Below are 16,792 nucleotides of genomic sequence, written 5' to 3' on the forward strand. Positions count from 1 at the left end.
GACCGTCGGGCTCCAGTGTTGCCGGCGCCACCCGGAGAGTCGGTGGCAGAGGGGTGGGCGACGCCGGCTTCTGTCTTTTCAGCCGCGTGTTACGCCTGGCTGAACTCGGGATAGGCTTCGACGCCGATCTCGGCTTTGTCGAGACCCATGAGTTCTTCCTCTTCCGAGCAGCGGATGCCGATCGTGAAGCGCAGGACCAGCCACAGAACCAGGCTGACCAGCGAAACGAAGATGCCGATCGAGATCACGCCCGTCGCCTGCGTGGCGAAGCTCGCGTCCCCATTGGTGATCGGAACCGCCATCGTGCCCCAGATGCCGCAGAAGAGGTGGACCGGGATCGCACCCACAACGTCGTCGATCTTGAGCTTGTCGAGGAGCGGAACCGTCAGCACCACGATCACGGCGCCGATGCCGCCGATGATGGCAGCCGAGCCGAGGGTCGGGGTGAGGGGTTCAGCCGTGATGGAGACGAGGCCGGCAAGCGCGCCGTTCATCGCCATGGTGATGTCGACCTTCTTGTAGATCAGCTGCGTCAGCACCATCGCCACCACGACGCCGGCAGCAGCCGCCATGTTGGTGTTGATGAAGATGGTCGCAATAGCATTGGCGTCGGCGAAGGTGCCGAGCGCAAGCTGGGAACCGCCGTTGAAGCCAAACCAGCCGAGCCACAGGATGAAGGTACCCAGCGTGGCGAGGGGCATGGAGGAACCCGGAAGGGCGTTTACTTCGCCGTTCGGGCCGTATTTGCCGATACGCGCGCCAAGCACCAGCGCACCCATCAGAGCCGCCCAGCCGCCGCAGGAGTGCACGATCGTCGAGCCGGCGAAATCGGAGAAGCCCATTTCGCTCAGCCAGCCGCCGCCCCACTGCCAGGAGCCCTGGATCGGGTAGATGAAGCCGGTCAGGAACACGGTGAAGATCATGAACGGCCACAGGCGGATACGTTCAGCAAGCGTACCGGACACGATGGACGCGGCGGTTGCCACGAACACCATCTGGAAGAACCAGTCGGAAGCAGAGGCGTAGCCTGCGCCATCCGTCGGCATGCTGTCGGACACGCCCCACAAGGCGATCGAACCGAAATAGCCGCCGTCCACACCCGCGTACATCAGGTTGTAGCCGACGAGGTAGTACATGATGCCGCCGATCGCGTAGATGGCGATGTTCTTTGTGCACTGCATCGCCACGTTCTTGGAACGGACGAGGCCAGCTTCCAGCATGGCAAAGCCGGCTGCCATGAACATGACGAGGAAGCCCGTCATCAGGAAGGACAGCGTATTGAAGATATACGCGGTCTCAGGCGAGGAGAGCGTAAACGGCTCCTCCTGCGCAAAAGCGGGCGATGCCACGGCGATCGACGCGATCGCCGCCACTCCCGCTATTTTCATGAAATTGGTCTTCTTGCTCATAATTCCTCTCGCTTTCGAGGTTGCCTTCCCCAGGGAGTACCCGTCTAACCCGGCACGGTCAGAGGGCTTCCGCGTCGGTTTCGCCGGTGCGGATACGCAGCACCTGTTCCACCGAGCTCACGAAAATCTTGCCGTCGCCGATCTGACCGGTCTTGGCGGCACCGCTGATAGCGGTAACGACCTTGTCGGCCTGATCGGTCGGCACAGCGACTTCAATTTTCAGCTTGGGCAGGAAGTTCACGGCATACTCGGCGCCGCGATAGATTTCCGTCTGACCCTTCTGGCGGCCATACCCTTTTACTTCCGTCACCGTCAGGCCTTGGACCCCAAGCGCGGTGAGCGCCTCGCGGACCTCGTCCAGCTTGAACGGCTTGATGATTGCCATAACGAGCTTCATATCGAGTTTCCTCTTTCTCTCATTTGGCCGGGCAGGTCATACGCGTGACTGATGATGCGTATGTCTGGCCGTGCCGACGTTCCCCTCATGATCCCTGCCGGGCTTCATCTCCCAAGCCCGGCTTACCGGACATTTGCCGCAAGCAAGCGGGAGCGGGTTGCAAAGGCATCTTCAAAAACCGTGCCGGACATGAACTATTTGGTAAGTCTTTGAATCGACGCCTTGAATCCTCGCGGTGAATTGCGAAAGGAAAAACAATCCCCCGCAGAGGCCACGAAACCGGGCTAGGTTGCACAAAAAGTGTGCACCCGGATGACGCCATGAACAACTGACTCCTTTTTCGGCAGCGCAAGAATCGTCTCAATGGATCATGCAATAAGCCGGGCATGAAAAAGGGCGCTCCGAAAAGCGCCCTTTCCCTGTTCTGAATATCCGTGTCCGGAATTATGCGTTCCGCATTGCCGGCCGGACCGGCCTTAGTGGATCGTCTCGCCATGCAGCGTGATGTCGAGGCCTTCGGTCTCTTCCTGCGGCGTGACGCGCAGGCCAAGAACGGCTTTCACGATCATCAGCAGGATGAAGCTGCCGATGCCGGAATAGGCCAGGGTGATCAGCACGCTCTTGATCTGGATCCAGAGCTGGGGCCAGTTGCCTTCCAGGCCGCCCGCCGTGCCGCCGACCGCGGCGGAGGCGAAGACGCCTGTCAGGACCGCGCCGACGATACCGCCCACGCAGTGCACGCCGAAAACGTCCAGCGCATCGTCATACCCCAGCGCGTTCTTCAGGCTGGTCGCGGCAAAAAAGCAGAGCACACCGGAAGCGAGGCCGATCCAGAGTGCCCCGCCCGGGGCCACGAAGCCGGATGCCGGGGTGATGGCGACGAGGCCCGCCACCGCGCCCGAGCACATGCCCAGCAGGGTCGGTTTCTTGTGGACGAGCCATTCGGCGAACATCCAGGACAGCACGCCCGCGGCGGTTGCGATCTGCGTCACGGCCATCGCCATGCCGGCGCGGCCATCGGCGGCGAGCTCGGAGCCGGCGTTGAAGCCGAACCAGCCCACCCACAGAAGCGAGGCGCCGATCATGGTCAGCACCACATTGTGCGGCGCCATGTTGTCATGGCCATAGCCCTTGCGGGGCCCGAGGACGAGGCAGCAAACAAGGCCCGCGATACCGGCATTGATATGCACCACCGTGCCGCCGGCGAAATCGAGCACGCCGTCGGCGCCAAGGAAGCCGCCGCCCCACACCCAGTGGGTGACGGGCGAATAGATGAAGACCAGCCAGAGCGTCATGAAGAGAAGCATGCTGGAAAACTTCATGCGGTCCGCATAGGCGCCGGTAATCAGCGCCGGTGTGATGATTGCAAAGGTCATCTGGAACATCATGAAGACGGTTTCGGGAATGGTGCCCGAAACGGAATTCACGCCGACACCCGACAGGAAAGCCTTGTCGAGGCCGCCGATGATGGCGTTCATGCTGCCGCCATCGGTGAAGGCGAGGGAATAGCCAGCTACCATCCAGACGATGGTCCCGACCGCGGCCATGACGAAGTTCTGCGCGGTCATCGCCACGACGTTCTTCTTGCGGACCATGCCGCCGTAAAAGAGCGCCAGGCCGGGAATGGTCATCAAAAGCACCAGCGCGGTGGCGGTGATCATCCAGGCGGTGTCGCCTGCGCTGATGGTCGGGGCCTCGGCCTCCTGGGCGAAGGCGCTACCCGCGCCGGCAAGCAGTACGAAGGCTCCCGTTCCCGCGGCAAGCGCGGTCCGGGTGGCCGCCTGCCGCAACCCCCTGGCGAGAATCTGAGTTTCTTTCATCGAATTGTGCTCCTTGGCTGCGGCAAGCCTCACCGGGCCTGTCTTTTTGCGCGCCTCTGATCAGAAGGAATGCGCCTCCCGGCGCATTGCCTGTCCGGTCCCTATCTCAAAAAGTGTGCCGAATTGTTGTGCACATCTAACTCACTGTAGGATAAGGGAATTTTCTACATTACCGCTTGATTGCCATTATGTAATCCAGGCAATATTGCCTAATTTTTAGGCCTGTCTCCATGCTGCCCTCCGGAACGGCGAGGAGGCGATAAATCAGCGTCTCCGATGGTCCCAATGGCGGGCTTACCCGAGTGTCCCTTGCTGAGGTTGCAGACAGTGTCCGGCCGCGCTGTCGGGTCCCCTGTTCCGACCGTTTCAGGTAAGCTGTTGAAAAGACAGTCATTATTGCCCTGGCGCGTGTCGGCTTGTGCGGCGGATTGGCTAAATTGGGCGCAATTTGGTCGTTCTGCATAATTTTTGTGCGAAAATTGCTGCGTCAATCTGCCGCCGAACCATTTGCGCCTCCCGGCGGTTGCGCTACTCTCTGGACAAAAGGCGGAGTGCAACTCCGCATAAGAAAAAGCAGCCTGTGCGCCGTCACGGCAGCGGGCGAGGGACAACAGGACGGGGAGACTATGGCGGATTCCACGAAGAAGTGGCCCGTGGCGGTGAATGCTGTCGCAGGGCTGGTGCTGATCGTCGTGATCGGCTGGCTGATTTTCGGCGGCAGCGACGACGCTCCGCAGCAAACCGCGGAACAGACGGCGGCAACGGATACCGATTCAAGCGGCACGGCGGAACAACCGGCCGTGGCGAGTGAGGAGGCCGGCGCGGATGAGACCGCCGGTGATACGGCCGGAAAAATTATCGGCGACATCGACGGCGACACGATCATCAATGCGGACAAGCGTCCGGGCGACTGGCTTGCCTATGGCCGCGACTATAACGAGCAGCGTTTCTCGCCGCTGACCCAGATCAACAAGGACACCGTCAAGGATCTGTCGCTGTCTTGGTCCTATGACACGGGTACGGTGCGCGGTCTCGAGGCCTCGCCCATCGTGGTCGACGGACGCATGTTCATTTCGCTCAGCTGGGGCAAGGTGGCCGCGCTCGACGCCAAGACCGGCGAAGAGCTGTGGACCTTCGATCCGGAAGTCCCGGGTGAATGGGGCCGTTATGGCTGCTGTGATGTGGTCAATCGCGGCGTCGCGGTGTGGAAGGGCAAGGTTTATGTCGCAAGCTTCGACGGCCGCCTCTTCGCGCTCGATGCCCGCGACGGCTCCGTCGTCTGGAAGAAGAACACGGTGCCGGGTGCGCCCTATACCTCCACGGGCGCGCCGCGCATCGTGAAGGGCAAGGTGCTGATCGGCAATGGTGGTGGCGAATATGGCGTACGTGGCTATATCACCGCCTATGACGCCGAAACGGGCGAACAGGCCTGGCGCTTCTATACGGTGCCGGGAGATCCTTCCAAACCGGTGGAAAACCCCGAACTCGAAAAAGCCATTCCCACCTGGAAGGGCGGCGAATGGTGGAAGATCGGCGGCGGCGGTACGGCCTGGGATTCGATGGTCTACGATCCCGACCTCGACACGCTCTATGTCGGCACGGGCAATGGTTCGCCCTGGACGCGGGAAATTCGTTCGCCGGGCGGTGGCGATAATCTCTATCTCGCCTCGATCCTTGCGCTCGATCCCGATACCGGCCGGATGAAGTGGTATTATCAGGAGACGCCCGGCGACAACTGGGACTACACCTCTACCCAGCCGATCATGCTTGCCGATCTCGATATCGACGGCAAGAAGCGCAAGGTCCTCATGCATGCGCCGAAGAACGGTTTCTTCTACGTGCTGGACCGCGAGACGGGCGAGCTTCTATCGGCGAAGAATTTCGTGACGGTGACATGGGCGAGCCATATCGACATGAAGACGGGCCGTCCGGTCGAAACCGACAATGCCCACTACAAGGACAAGACGCAGTTCATCCTGCCGTCCGCGAATGGCGGTCATAACTGGCATCCGATGGCCTACAGCCCGGACACCGGCTACGTCTATCTGCCGACGCAGGACATTGCCGGCATCTATTCGTTGTCTTCGGAGTGGAAGAAGGACAATAAATACACGCCGGAGCAGAACTGGTGGAACACCGGTCTCGACTGGGCGGACTATGTGGACGCGATCAAGTCGCTCGGCGAAATTCCGGAGAGCCATGGCTTCCTGAAGGCATGGGATCCGGTGAAGGGCGAAGTCGCGTGGCAGGTGGAATATCCCGCCCCGCTCAATGGCGGCGTGCTGGCCACCAAGGGCGGTCTTGTCTTCCAGGGTACGGCGGACGGCTATCTCTACGGCTATGACGCGAAGACGGGCGAGAAAGTCTGGACACAGAATATCCAGACCGGCATCGTCGCGCCGCCCGTCACCTATGAGATCGACGGCACGCAGTATCTCGCCGTGCTGGCGGGCTGGGGCGGCGTGAATATCGCCTCGGGCGATGCGCGCACCTCGGCGGCGGCGAAGTATGGTAATGACGGGCGCATGCTCGTCTTCAAGCTGGGTGGCACGAAAGAGCTGCCGAAGCTCGCCATGCGCGACCAGTCCATTCCGGCCTGGCCGGCGCTCACCGCCGACGAGGCGACCGTGCGCGAGGGCGAGGTGTCCTTCGCCCGGCACTGCATGGTCTGTCACGGTGCCCTGGCGATCAGCACCGGCATCACGCCGGACCTTCGCCGGATGAACGAAGTGACGCGCGAGCACTTCCAGGACATCGTGCGAGGCGGCATGCTGAAGGATCGCGGCATGGCAAGCTTTGCCGATCTCATCAGCGAGGAAGAGGCCGACGCCATCAAGGCCTATGTCCAGAAGCGCGCGCTGGAAGACAGGGCGCGGATGCAGCCGACAAACTGACGGTTCGTCTGTTTACGAACGAAACCCCGGAGAGCAATCTCCGGGGTTTTTCTTTGTCTAGTTCAGCGCCTTTTCGATGGCTCTGGCGAGGCGCAGCAGCTTTTCGTCATGGCCGGGCGCGGCCTGCAGCATCAAGCCGACGGGCATGCCTTTCGCGTCGTGGCCAACCGGCAGCGTGACGGCGCAAAGACCGAGCTGATTGCCGATGGTGGTGTTGCGCAGCGCCATGCGGTTTGCCTGTCCATAGGCGTCGCCGCCGGGCTCCAGCTCGGCGATGGGCGGCGGCGCGATGGCGACGGTGGGCATCACCACCGCATCGACGCCGGCGGTACGGGCAAGATAGAGGTTCCGGATGTCCTCGCGCCGGGCATCGGCGCGCATCAGGTCCGCGATTTTCAGGGCTTCGCCGGCCGTCACGCGCTCGAAGACCGGTCGGAAGATCCTGTCCTCATTGGCGCGCAGCATCTCGCCCCACAGCGCATAGGCGTCCGCCACAAGGCGGCTTTCGGTCGGCGACCAGGCCAGCGCGTTGACCTCGTCGAGTTCGGGCAGGTCATGCTCGACGATGCGCACGCCTTTGGCCACGAGTTTGTGGAGCGCGGCATCGACCGCAGCGGCGATGCCGTCTTCGAGGCCTTGCCAGCCGATATCGCCCGCCACGCCTTTGGGCAGCCAGAGCACGGTCCGGCCGAGTTCGTGCCCCTCCAGGTCCGGCGTTCCGGTCCCGGCGAGCAGGCCGAAAAGCGCGGCGGCGTCGGCGACGTCGCGGGTCAGCGGTCCCACCGTGTCGAAGGTGTGAGACAGGGGAACGGTGCCGGCGAGCGGTACGCGGCCATGTGTGGTCTTGAGGCCGACAAGCCCGTTCCAGGCGGCGGGGATGCGCACCGAGCCACCCGTATCCGTGCCGATGGCCGCCGCTGCGAGGCCGGATGCGACCGAGACGCCCGCGCCCGCGGAGGATCCGCCCGGCGCGCGTTCCACCTTGTCGTCCCACGGGTTGGCGGGGGTGCCGAAATTCGGGTTCACGCCGAGGCCGGAAAAGGCAAGCTCCGTCATGGTCGTCTTGCCGAGCGCGACAAGACCCGCCCGGGTCAGGCGTGTCAGGACTTCCGCATCCTGCGCGGGAACACGATCCTTCAGCGGCAGTGAGCCTGCAGCGGTCGGCTCGCCCGCCATATCGAAAAGGTCTTTCCAGGAGAGAGGCACACCGTCGAGCGGGCCGCGCCGAAGTCCCCGTTTCGCGCGGTCGGCGGCGGCAGCGGCTTCCGCGCGGGCGCGCTCTTTCGTCAGCCGCACATAGATGCGGCGATCGGGATCGTTTTCCTCAGCATGGGCGAGGAAGACTTCCGTCACGTCGCGCGGATCGGCGACGCGGTCCTCGAAGAGCGCGCCCAGTTCCAGCGCGCTCATATGGCTCCAGTCATGGGTGACGGCAGCGACGGGCTGCTTGCGGGGGGTCGTCACGTCGGAACTCCTTGGCTTTAACAGGCGGTCAGTGCAAGCGGATGGGCATCTTCTCGAACCCTCGGAAAGAGGGCAAATGCCGCCGCCGGGACTCGCTCGTGCCCGGCTTCATATCCGGGAAGCGTTCAATGAGTTTCGCAATGCCGATCTGCGCTTCGAGACGGGCAAGCGGTGCGCCAAGGCAGATGCGCATGCCGCCCCCGAAGGACTGGTTATGCGTGTCCTCACGCGTCACGTCGAATTTATGCGGTTCAGGATAGACGGACGGATCGTGGTTCGCGGCCGCGAGCGAGGTGGAAATGGAGCGGCCCGGCTCCACGGCTACACCACCGACCTCATAGGGCTCCAGCGGGAAGCGCCCGGAATCCGTAACCGGTGAGTCATAGCGCAGCATTTCCTCCACCGCGTTCTCGATCAGGTCGGGATCGGCTTTCAGCTTTTCGAACTCCGCCGGATGAGCCAGCAGCGCATGAACGCCATTGCCGATAAGGTCGGTGGTGGTGACGTTCCCCGCTGTGAGCAATAGCGTGCACATGGAGAGGATCTCGTCATTGGTGAGTTTCTCGCCTTCCTCCTCGGCCCGGATGAGATCGGAAATGAGATCGTCGCTGCGTTCTTGCCGGCGGCGCGCGATCGTTTCGGTGAAAAAGGCCCGCATGGCTTCGGAGGAGGCCTCGATGCGTTGGCGCGTTTCCGGGCTCGCAATGGGGTCGAAGCCGAGCACGATATCGTCCGACCAGCGTTTGAAGTCGTCGCGCCGGTCGAGCGGCACGCCCAGCATCTCCGCAATCACGATGGTGGGGAGGGGGCCTGCGAAAGCCTTGATGAAATCGACTTCCCCTTTTCCTTCCATTTCATCGAGCAACCCGTCGGCGATTTCGCCGATGCGTATCCGCATGGTTTCGATGGAGCGAGGATTGAAGGCCTGGCTCACCAGACGGCGCAGACGCATATGGTCCGGCTCATCAGAAAAAATCATGGAGGGCTCGAACTCGTCCTCGCGATCTTTGGGCGCGTTGGTGATCAGGCGGATATAGGAGTCGGGCAGCGCGCCCCGCGGATCGACATGGAGCGACTTGTCGCGCAGCACGGCGCGGACATCGTCATGGCGGGTGAGGAAGAGGCGGCCCAGTTCACGGTCGCGGTGGACGGGATCGGCTTGCCGCATCTCGTCCAGCACGCGGTAGAGGTCTTCGCGATAATCGTCGTCTAGCGCGGTCAGGCCGATGCCGGTCTTTGGGGCCGTATGAGGCGCCTTCAGGTCGTCTCGGGTCTCACCCATGGCCGTCTCCTCCCGTTTTTCTTGTTTGTTGGGGAAAGAGTAGCGCCCGGGGAGGGCGCCCGTCCATCGGGGCCTCCCCTGCGACGAGAAGGCACCGGTTAAGCACTGGACATATGGCGGCTTCCGGCCAATCTTGTCGTCATGAGCGAAATGATCGACAGCGATGTGCTGATTGTCGGCGGCGGCCTGTCCGGCCTTCCGCTGGCGCTGGCCCTGGCGCAGGGCGGGCTTCAGGTAACGGCGGTGGACGCGCTGGACCCCGCGACTGCGACGGATGCGAAATTCGACGGGCGGGTTTCCGCCATCGCCTTTGCCTCTTGCCGCATGTTCGACCGGCTGGGGGTGACGCCGCATCTGAAAGGCCGGATGCAGCCCATCAATGACATCGTGGTGTCGGACGGGCGGCTCTCGGAAGGAGCGTCGCCTTTCTTCCTGCATTTCGATCACACGGAAATCGGGGACGAGCCGCTCGGCAATCTGATCGAGAACCGGCATACTCGTATTGCGCTGCAAAAGGCGGTGGCGGCGGAACCCAATATTCGCCTCGTCGCGCCCAATGCGGTGAAGAGCGTCGAATATGGCGCGTCGCATGTGACGGGGCATCTCGCCGACGGCTCGACGGTGAAGGCCAAGGTTTGCCTTGCCTGTGACGGGCGCGGCTCGCCCACGCGCAATGCAGCGGGCATCAAGACCGTCGGCTGGTCCTACAACCAGACCGGTATCGTCTGCACGGTGGAACATGAGCTGCCGCATGAGGGTGTGGCGCAGGAATATTTCCTGCCCGGCGGGCCGTTCGCCATTCTGCCTATGGTCGGAAACCGCTCCTCGCTCGTCTGGACGGAGAGGACGGCGAATGCGAAAGCGATCCTGTCGCTGAACGACGAAGATTTCACCGCGGAGATGCGCGAGCGTTTCGGCGATTATCTGGGCGACTGCGCGCCGGTCGGCCCGCGTTGGTCCTATCCGCTGACACTCCAGCTGTCGCGCGAATATGTGCGGCCGCGCCTGGCGCTGGTCGCCGATGCCGCGCATGGCGTGCACCCGATCGCCGGGCAGGGGCTCAATCTGGGCCTGCGCGATGTGGCGGCGCTGGCCGAAGTGCTGGTGGATGCCGCACGGCTCGGGCTTGATATCGGGCAGATCGATGTGTTGAAGCGCTATGAGCAATGGCGCCGTTTCGACAACACCGCGCTCTCCTTCATGATGGACGGGCTCAACCGGCTGTTCTCCAATGACATCGCGCCCGTGCGTCTTGCGCGCGATCTGGGGCTCGGCGCCGTCAACCAGATCGGCCCGCTCCGCCGGCTCTTCATGCGTCATGCCGGCGGCGCGGTCGGCGATCTGCCGAGGCTTCTGAAGGGTGAGGCGGTTTAGCGCCCAACCCCTTTCATGCCTTCTTCGGTGTAGCGGTCGCCGGCAATTGCCGCGGGATCGAATATGCCGTCAAGCAAGGCGATCTCATCGGCACTCAAGGCGATATCCATCGCAGCGATGTTTTCCATCAGATATTTCTCACGACGCGTCCCGGGGATGGGAATGACGATGTCGTTCTTTTCCACCAGCCAGGCCAGTGCGATCTGCGCCGGGGTTGCGTCCTTGTCTACGGCAAAGGCTTTCAGCCTGTCGACCAGCGCCGTATTACGTTCGGCTGCTTCGCCATTGAAGCGGGGCAGTATGGAGCGGAAATCGTCCTTGCCGAATGCGGTCGGATCGCTGGCGGTGCCGGTCAGGAAAGCGCGGCCGAGCGGCGAATAGGCTACGAAGGAAATGCCCAGTTCGCGACAGGCGTCGAGCACGCCGTTCTCTTCCGGGTCGCGCGTCCAGAGCGAATACTCGCTTTGCAGGGCTGTGATCGGGTGGACCGCATGGGCGCGGCGCAGCGTGTCCTCATTGACTTCCGAGAGCCCGATGGCGCGTACCTTGCCCGCGTCGACCAGCCGCGACATGGCTCCGACGGAGTCTTCCACCGGCACGTCCGGGTTGCGGCGATGCATGTAATAGAGGTCGATATGGTCGGTGCCGAGCCGCTTCAATGAGGCGTCGCAAGCCTCCACGACATATTCGGGGCGGTTGTCGATCTCCCGGGCATATTCGTCGGGCTTGCGGCGGATGCCGAATTTGGTGGCCAGCATCAGTTTGTCCCGCTTGTCGGCGATGAAGCCAGCCAACAGTTTTTCATTGTGGCCGGAGCCGTACATGTCCGCCGTGTCGTAGAAGTCGACGCCTTCCTCGAAGGCTCGCTTCAGCGTGGCGCGGGAGAGGTCGTCATCGGTGGCGCCATAGGCGAAGGACATGCCCATGCAACCCAGTCCCGGCAGTGTCACTTCCATATCCGTCCGTCCAAGCATGCGTTTTTTCATGAGGTCCTCCTATTGGGGCGATTGCGCGGGATGAAGCGTGAAACCTATTTGGGGACGAATAGACCGTTCGATAATCACCAACATTTCGAATATAATGGTGAAATGAATTCACCAAACTTCCGGCCCGGACTCGATCAGTTCACCGTGTTTATCGCCATTGCCGAGCGGCGGAGCTTTCGCGCGGCGGCAAAGGCGCTGGGCCTGTCGCCCTCGGCGGTGAGCCATTCCATCCGTGCGCTGGAAGAACGCCTGGGGGTTAGGCTTTTCGAGCGGACGACGCGCAGCGTGGCGCTGACCGCAGCGGGGCAGGCGCTTTTGAACCGGCTCGGGCCGGCCTTGCGCGAGATCGACCATGCAGTGGATGCGGCTCGCGCTTTTGGCGATGCGCCGCGCGGCGATCTCCGGATCAATACGCCCGCCACCGCGGCGCGGCTCTTTCTCGCGCCGCTTGTGCCGCGTTTCCTCAGGGCCTATCCCGGGGTCCGGCTTGAAATCGTTACAAATGATGCGCTGGCCGACATCGTCGCGGCTGGCTGTCATGCGGGCGTGCGGCTGGGTGAACAGCTTGATGGCGATATGATCGCCGTGCCCCTCAGCGGGGCGCAGCGTTTTGCCGTCGTCGCCGCGCCCGACTATCTGGCAAAGCACGGCGTGCCGCGGTCGCCCGATGAGTTATCGGCGCATGCGCTGCTCGCACGGCGTTTTCCGGGCGGGAATGTCTATGACTGGGAGTTTGAAAAGGATGGCCGCGAGATGCGCGTGCGCCCTGTCGGACCGCTTGTCGTCGACAGGCCCGATACGGCGATCGCGGCGGCGTGCGACGGAGCGGGCATTGCCATCGTCATGGAGGGGCTGGTCGAAGATGAGATCGAGGCAGGACGCCTGACGCGCATTCTGGAAGACTGGTGCGCCCCGTTCGATGGTTTCTATCTCTATTATCCGGGCCGCCGTCAGGTGCCGCCTCAGCTTCGGGCCTTTGTGGATTTTGTGCGGGCCAATGCGGGATCGGCGAACAATGCGGCCCGCCGTTTCGTCGCGCCCGGGGCTTAGCCGTGCACAAGGAGTGCGGGCGGATGGATCGTCGCTGCTAGCTGTCGCGGCTGAGGCCCTTCTGCTCCAGCGCGTAGAGATAGTCGGTCCAGATCTTTTCCTGATCCCTTCCGAGCCGATAAAGCGTTTCCCAGGTGTAGAGGCCGGTGTCGTGGCCGTCGGAAAAGATGAGGCGGACGGCGTAATTGCCGACTGGCTCAAGGCCGTCGATGGCGACATTGCGCTTGCCGCCGAGGGTCACCTTCTGGCTGGTGCCATGGCCCTGTACTTCCGCCGACGGGCTTTCGACGCGCAGATATTCCGCAGGCAGATGGAATGTCGAACCGTCATCGAAGGTAACTTCGAGGGTGCGTTCGGATTTTCTGAGCTTGATGTCGGTCGGCCACGGGGCCGGGGACGCGTCGGCCATGGGGCTTAGTCGTCCAGCGCGCGGGCTTCGTCCACCAGCATGATCGGAATGCCGTCGCGGATCGGGAAGGCGAGCTTCGCTTTTTCCGAGATCAGTTCCTGCTTTTCGCGGTCATAGGTGAGCGTGGATTTGGTCAGCGGGCAGACCAGAATTTCCAGCAGTTTCGGATCCACTTCCGGCCGGGCGCCGCGCGGGGCGGTTTCTGTGTTCTCGCTCATCCTGTTTCCTTTTTGGCGGGCGGTTTTTCGCGCGCCCTTATGCCATGAAACCCATGCGGGGAGAAATTACTGAACGGTGTTGCCGTTATCCGACCCCTGGAGAGCCACCTCGGTGAGGGCGATCAGCATCTGGTTGCGGTCTTCCAGGGTCCGGGCCTCCAGCAGCGCCTGTTTTTCCTTCGGCCCGTAGGGGCTGATGGTGCACAGCGAGTTTACGAGGTTCTCGTTCGACGACGCCTTGATGGCGCGCCAGTCCGCCTGAAGCTCATAGACGTCCAGATATTGTTTCAGCACTTCGATGAGGCGCTCGCGGCTCACCTCCTCCTCGCCCCGGCCGGGGGTGAGGTCGTCGACATACTCGTCCCACGCGACCTCGCATTGCCGGTAGGGCGTCATCGCGTCGAGTTCCCTGACGATGCTGAAACGGGAAATGCCGGTCAGTGTGATGACCAGCCGCCCGTCCGGCGTTTCGGCATAGGAGGTGATGCGGCCCGCGCAGCCCACTTTCAGCAGCGGCGGATTGTCGGAGGGGCGGATCACATCTTCCGATTCCGGCTCGGGCTGGACCATGCCGATGATGCGCTCGCCGCGCATGGCGTCGTCCACCATCTGCAGATAGCGCGGTTCGAAGATATTCAACGGCAATTGCCCGCGCGGCAGCAGCAGCGCGCCGGCCAGCGGAAAGACGGGGACTACCGAGGGCAGGTCCTCAAGGGATCGGTATCGGTCGGTGAGTCCCAAAATGCGTCCTTTGCTGGCTGGCCGGTCGTTCAGCTGAACAGGATGGAAGAAAGGCGGCGGCGGCCGGCAAGCGTTGCCTCGTCGGTCGGGCCATAGGCGTCAAAGAATTCCAGAAGCTGCTTGCGGGCGGCCTCGTCGTTCCAGCCCCTCTCCACCTCGATGATATTGAGAAGTTGTTCCACCGCGCCTTCCCGGTCGCCGCGTCCATTGAGCGCGAGGGCAAGGTCGAAGCGGGCCTGATGGTCTTTCGGGTTTTCGGCGAGTTTCGCCTCCAGCTCGGCCGTGTCGCCTGCTTCATCCGCTTTCTGGGCCAGCGAGAGGGCGGCCTGCGCGGATTTGTAATCGGGATCATTGGTCGCGTCGGGCCGGATGAGCGCCAGTGTCTGGCGGGCGCGCTCCAGATCGCCATTGGCGATATAGCACTGCGCAAGGCCGGAGACGGCGGCCGGGTGGCCCGGCTCCTGCTGTATGACCTCGGCAAAGGCCTGGGCGGCCCGGTTCAGATCGCCGCCTTCGAAGGCGGCCTTGCCGAGCGTGACGAGCTGGTCGGTCTGGGTGGGGCCGGGCTCGGGCGCGCCGAGGCCCTTGATGAATTCCTTGAGCTGGCTTTCCGGGATCGCGCCCATGAAGCCGTCCACCGGCTGGCCGTCGCGGAAGGCATAGACGGCGGGGATCGACTGCACGCGAAGCTGCTGGGCGACTTCCGGGTGGTCGTCGATATTCATCTTTACGAGCTTCACCGCGCCGCGCGCCTCGCGCACCACCTTTTCGAGGATGGGCGTGAGCTGCTTGCAGGGGCCGCACCAGGGTGCCCAGAAATCCACCAGCACGGGCACCTGTTTGGAGGCCTCGACGACATCGGCCATGAAGTTCTGCGTGGTGGTTTCCTTGATGAGGTCGCCATCCGCGCCGCCTGCGCCGCCATTGCCGCCCCCGCTACCCAGGGGGGAGGCGCCCGCGTTTCCGTTGCCGATAATGGGGTCCATGTTTCTCCGGCCTTTCCATCCTGACCTTGCTCCCTAAAAGATGGGGCGAGGCCATGCGAAAACAATGATTTAGCTCATGGTTTAGCGAGAAGCGCGGGCGAGCGAAAGGGGGCGCGGGCGCAACAGGCGGCCCGGGAAGGCGCTCGAGGGCGTCGAGGCGGCGGATTCGGTCGCAAAATTGTCGCCGGGCCTCTTTTTGGCCCTTGCATTGGTTCAAGCGATAGGTCATAAAACCGCCCTCACAGGCAGCCGGTTCCGCCGGATTTTGCCTGACCCGGATGCGGGCGTAGCTCAGGGGTAGAGCACAACCTTGCCAAGGTTGGGGTCGTGAGTTCGAATCTCATCGCCCGCTCCAGTTTTCCTCTCTCGAAAACTTAATTCGTTTCACCGGACCACCGTTGGGTGTGTCCGGGGCTCTGTCGCGGGCTTGTCGGGGCCGTGCGCAGTACCTACGTTCATAAGATCGAACCCCGGAAGAAAAGGAATATTTTGTGATTGTCGTTGTTTCCAGAATGGCTGGAACGGTCGCGTGAGCTATCCGGTTCCGTAAAGGGGCCTGTTTAGGCGCAGAAATTGTTCTGCGCGGACTCACTATTCACCGGCCGAAGCCAGCCTCGGCGAGGGTGCCTGAGCGCGCGCGAGCCTTTTCTGTGCTTTTCGCACCCATGGGTGCGTCTCCAAGACAGCTGGTGAACAACAATGACATCGCAAAATGCCGATCTGGCCGAACTCGGCTGGACGCCTTTCTTTCAATCTCAAAACACAATCGAAGACCTGTCCCGCTTTCTTCCCGTGCGCGTTATGGCGGTCCATCGCGGACAGCTTGCCGTGGCAGGAGACGGGTTCGAGATGACGATCCCCTCCCATATGCCGAACGCCCTCTCGGAAGAGGAATATCCGACGGTGGGCGATTGGCTGCTTGTCGATCGCGACACGTTTCGGCCTGACCGCATCCTGAGCCGGACGAGCCTGTTCAAGAGGCGAGCGCCCGGTACGGGGCGCAAGCTGCAACTCATCGCGGCCAATATCGATACGCTCTTCATCGTTTCGTCCTGCAATCAGGACTTCAATGTCGCGCGGCTGGAGCGCTATCTCGTGCTGGCACGGGAAGCAGGCGTTACGCCTGTCGTGGTGTTGACCAAGGCGGATCTGGCCGATGCGCCGGAAGACTATGCCAGGGCGGCCCGCAGCCTCATGCCGGGGCTGATGGTCGAGACCGTCAATGCGCGCGATCCTGAAAGCGTTGCCGGGATCGCTGCATGGTGCGGCGTAGGCCAGACGGTAGCTCTGCTGGGTTCCTCCGGTGTCGGCAAGTCGACGCTTGTCGGCACGCTGACGGGGGCCGGCGATATCGCGACGCAGGCGATCCGCGATGACGACGACAAGGGGCGGCATACGACAACGGCTCGGTCGCTGCGCCGACTGGAGAAGGGCGGATGGCTGCTCGACACGCCCGGCATGCGCGAACTGCAACTGACCGAGGCGGCTGCGGGGGTCGAAGAGGTTTTCGAAGACATCGTTGCGCTGTCGCGGCAGTGCCGCTTTTCCGATTGCGCGCATGACGCCGAGCCGGGCTGTGCCGTGCAGGCCGCTCTCGATGCGGGGACGCTGGATATGGCGCGCTTCAACCGCTGGCGGAAACTCGCAGCCGAGGAAGCCTACAATAGCGAAACGCTTTCGGAGCGGCGGGCCCGCGACCGTGCGTTCGGTAAAATGGTGCGATCCGTTTCAAGGGAAAAGGCGAAAAGGAAAGAGCAATGAT

The 16,792-nt window shown here is 62.8% G+C and carries 14 protein-coding genes and 1 tRNA gene; 5 read left to right on the forward strand and 10 right to left on the reverse strand.

All coding sequences use genetic code 11. The features are described 5' to 3' along the window. Positions 1-89 precede the first annotated feature (89 nt). From ACSSVQ_RS10915 to ACSSVQ_RS10925, 3 genes are all read right to left on the reverse strand, one after another. Positions 90-1,409, reverse strand: coding sequence for an ammonium transporter (locus ACSSVQ_RS10915; RefSeq protein ID WP_293324164.1), 1,320 nt, complete (start codon positions 1,407-1,409; stop codon positions 90-92). Positions 1,410-1,467: 58 nt separating this feature from the next. Continuing rightward, the gene (locus ACSSVQ_RS10920) at positions 1,468-1,806 is read right to left on the reverse strand and encodes a P-II family nitrogen regulator (protein ID WP_454183017.1); all 339 of its coding nucleotides are present in this window, start codon (positions 1,804-1,806) and stop codon (positions 1,468-1,470) included. Positions 1,807-2,282: 476 nt separating this feature from the next. Further along, positions 2,283-3,626: an ammonium transporter gene (locus ACSSVQ_RS10925; RefSeq protein ID WP_454183019.1), complete on the reverse strand. Its 1,344-nt coding sequence runs from the start codon at positions 3,624-3,626 to the stop codon at positions 2,283-2,285. A gap of 626 nt (positions 3,627-4,252) precedes the next feature. Here ACSSVQ_RS10925 and ACSSVQ_RS10930 point away from each other — a divergent pair. Beyond that, positions 4,253-6,520, forward strand: coding sequence for a PQQ-dependent dehydrogenase, methanol/ethanol family (locus ACSSVQ_RS10930; RefSeq protein ID WP_454183021.1), 2,268 nt, complete (start codon positions 4,253-4,255; stop codon positions 6,518-6,520). Between the two features lie 57 nt (positions 6,521-6,577). Here the strand turns inward: ACSSVQ_RS10930 and ACSSVQ_RS10935 are convergent, their stop codons facing one another. Then, positions 6,578-7,984 (reverse strand): amidase, encoded by a 1,407-nt coding sequence (locus ACSSVQ_RS10935; protein ID WP_454183023.1) that lies wholly within the window; start codon positions 7,982-7,984, stop codon positions 6,578-6,580. Between the two features lie 28 nt (positions 7,985-8,012). Then, positions 8,013-9,266: a cytochrome P450 gene (locus ACSSVQ_RS10940; RefSeq protein ID WP_454183025.1), complete on the reverse strand. Its 1,254-nt coding sequence runs from the start codon at positions 9,264-9,266 to the stop codon at positions 8,013-8,015. A gap of 141 nt (positions 9,267-9,407) precedes the next feature. Here ACSSVQ_RS10940 and ACSSVQ_RS10945 point away from each other — a divergent pair, with 141 nt between their 5' ends. After that, positions 9,408-10,640, forward strand: a complete 1,233-nt coding sequence (locus ACSSVQ_RS10945) for an FAD-dependent monooxygenase (RefSeq protein WP_454183027.1) — start codon at positions 9,408-9,410, stop codon at positions 10,638-10,640. On the opposite strand, the gene ACSSVQ_RS10950 is transcribed toward ACSSVQ_RS10945, so the two are convergent. Then, a complete protein-coding gene (locus ACSSVQ_RS10950) occupies positions 10,637-11,626 on the reverse strand; it encodes an aldo/keto reductase (RefSeq protein WP_454183029.1) in 990 nt (329 codons plus the stop codon). The two genes, ACSSVQ_RS10945 and ACSSVQ_RS10950, sit on opposite strands and share 4 nt — an antisense overlap. Positions 11,627-11,728: 102 nt before the next feature. On the opposite strand from ACSSVQ_RS10950, the gene ACSSVQ_RS10955 reads away from it, so the two are divergent. Beyond that, positions 11,729-12,676 (forward strand): LysR family transcriptional regulator, encoded by a 948-nt coding sequence (locus tag ACSSVQ_RS10955; RefSeq protein ID WP_454183031.1) that lies wholly within the window; start codon positions 11,729-11,731, stop codon positions 12,674-12,676. Between the two features lie 37 nt (positions 12,677-12,713). Here the strand turns inward: ACSSVQ_RS10955 and ACSSVQ_RS10960 are convergent, their stop codons facing one another. The 4 genes from ACSSVQ_RS10960 to trxA all read right to left on the reverse strand — a co-directional run bounded on the left by ACSSVQ_RS10960 (position 12,714) and on the right by trxA (position 15,030). Continuing rightward, positions 12,714-13,085, reverse strand: a complete 372-nt coding sequence (locus tag ACSSVQ_RS10960; RefSeq protein WP_454183033.1) for a gamma-butyrobetaine hydroxylase-like domain-containing protein — start codon at positions 13,083-13,085, stop codon at positions 12,714-12,716. 5 nt (positions 13,086-13,090) lie between these two features. After that, positions 13,091-13,303, reverse strand: a complete 213-nt coding sequence (locus ACSSVQ_RS10965; protein ID WP_167095718.1) for a Trm112 family protein — start codon at positions 13,301-13,303, stop codon at positions 13,091-13,093. Between the two features lie 66 nt (positions 13,304-13,369). Then, a complete protein-coding gene (locus ACSSVQ_RS10970; RefSeq protein WP_454183035.1) occupies positions 13,370-14,044 on the reverse strand; it encodes an LON peptidase substrate-binding domain-containing protein in 675 nt (224 codons plus the stop codon). Positions 14,045-14,073: 29 nt separating this feature from the next. After that, positions 14,074-15,030, reverse strand: a complete 957-nt coding sequence (trxA, locus tag ACSSVQ_RS10975) for a thioredoxin (protein ID WP_454183037.1) — start codon at positions 15,028-15,030, stop codon at positions 14,074-14,076. Between the two features lie 280 nt (positions 15,031-15,310). Here trxA and ACSSVQ_RS10980 point away from each other — a divergent pair. Beyond that, positions 15,311-15,385 (forward strand) — tRNA-Gly (locus tag ACSSVQ_RS10980). A gap of 344 nt (positions 15,386-15,729) precedes the next feature. Beyond that, positions 15,730-16,791 carry a ribosome small subunit-dependent GTPase A gene (rsgA, locus tag ACSSVQ_RS10985; RefSeq protein WP_454183039.1) on the forward strand — a complete coding sequence of 354 codons (1,062 nt, stop codon included), beginning with the start codon at positions 15,730-15,732 and terminating at the stop codon, positions 16,789-16,791. The last annotated feature ends 1 nt before the right edge of the window (position 16,792 follow it).

Source organism: Parvibaculum sp. MBR-TMA-1.3b-4.2 (genome assembly GCF_053628815.1).

What these genes read in the sequence shown, in the direction of transcription:
- rsgA (WP_454183039.1), top strand. Translation starts at nt 15,730, where the DNA reads ATGACATCGCAAAATGCCGATCTGGCCGAACTCGGCTGGACGCCTTTC.
- ACSSVQ_RS10945 (WP_454183027.1), top strand. Translation starts at nt 9,408, where the DNA reads ATGAGCGAAATGATCGACAGCGATGTGCTGATTGTCGGCGGCGGCCTG.
- ACSSVQ_RS10955 (WP_454183031.1), top strand. Translation starts at nt 11,729, where the DNA reads ATGAATTCACCAAACTTCCGGCCCGGACTCGATCAGTTCACCGTGTTT.
- ACSSVQ_RS10965 (WP_167095718.1), bottom strand. Translation starts at nt 13,303, where the DNA reads ATGAGCGAGAACACAGAAACCGCCCCGCGCGGCGCCCGGCCGGAAGTG.
- ACSSVQ_RS10940 (WP_454183025.1), bottom strand. Translation starts at nt 9,266, where the DNA reads ATGGGTGAGACCCGAGACGACCTGAAGGCGCCTCATACGGCCCCAAAG.
- ACSSVQ_RS10925 (WP_454183019.1), bottom strand. Translation starts at nt 3,626, where the DNA reads ATGAAAGAAACTCAGATTCTCGCCAGGGGGTTGCGGCAGGCGGCCACC.
- trxA (WP_454183037.1), bottom strand. Translation starts at nt 15,030, where the DNA reads ATGGACCCCATTATCGGCAACGGAAACGCGGGCGCCTCCCCCCTGGGT.
- ACSSVQ_RS10915 (WP_293324164.1), bottom strand. Translation starts at nt 1,409, where the DNA reads ATGAGCAAGAAGACCAATTTCATGAAAATAGCGGGAGTGGCGGCGATC.
- ACSSVQ_RS10930 (WP_454183021.1), top strand. Translation starts at nt 4,253, where the DNA reads ATGGCGGATTCCACGAAGAAGTGGCCCGTGGCGGTGAATGCTGTCGCA.
- ACSSVQ_RS10950 (WP_454183029.1), bottom strand. Translation starts at nt 11,626, where the DNA reads ATGAAAAAACGCATGCTTGGACGGACGGATATGGAAGTGACACTGCCG.
- ACSSVQ_RS10960 (WP_454183033.1), bottom strand. Translation starts at nt 13,085, where the DNA reads ATGGCCGACGCGTCCCCGGCCCCGTGGCCGACCGACATCAAGCTCAGA.
- ACSSVQ_RS10920 (WP_454183017.1), bottom strand. Translation starts at nt 1,806, where the DNA reads ATGAAGCTCGTTATGGCAATCATCAAGCCGTTCAAGCTGGACGAGGTC.